Annotated in this window: 1 protein-coding gene; it reads right to left on the bottom strand. The window is 51.1% G+C overall.

The window, feature by feature from the left end:
- Positions 1-33 precede the first annotated feature (33 nt).
- Positions 34-575: Tn3 family transposase (locus tag ACOTX7_RS24310; RefSeq protein ID WP_139245098.1), on the bottom strand; the 542-nt coding region annotated here is incomplete at its 5' end.

Genomic DNA, 575 nt, shown 5'->3' with positions numbered 1-575 from the left:
GGGGTCTGACGCTCAGTGGAACGAAAACTCACGTTAAGCAACGTTTTCTGCCTCTGACGCCTCTTTTAATGGTCTCAGATGTCCTTTGGTCACCAGTTCTGCCAGCGTGAAGGAATAATGGCCGAGCATATTGATATGTCCGTGGCAAAGCGGGGAGAGGCGTGCGATATCTTCATCATTCAGTGTTTCACCCTGCGCCCGGAGATGATCCAGGGCTGCCTGCATATAAATAGTGTTCCATAACACGACGGCGTTAGTGACCAGCCCCAGTGTGCCCAGTTGATCTTCCTGACCGTCGGTATATCGTTTTCTTATCTCACCTTTTTGACCGTGACAGATGGCTCTGGCAACGGCATGGCGACTTTCTCCCCGATTAAGCTGGGTCAGAATGCGCCGGCGGTAATCTTCATCATCAATATAATTAAGCAGATACAGCGTTTTGTTGATGCGCCCCACTTCAATGATTGCCTGAGTCAGTCCGGAAGGACGTTCACTTTTCAGCAATGAACGGACCAGCACTGAAACCTGTACTTTGCCCAGCTTCAGGGAGCCAGCGGTCCGGATCATTTCGTCCC

This window comes from Enterobacter cloacae complex sp. IR5418 (assembly GCF_049238105.1).
Lineage (GTDB): Bacteria > Pseudomonadota > Gammaproteobacteria > Enterobacterales > Enterobacteriaceae > Enterobacter > Enterobacter hormaechei.
The sequence above is the reverse complement of the archived record's forward strand: the minus strand, read 5'-3'. Positions and strand labels throughout refer to the sequence as shown.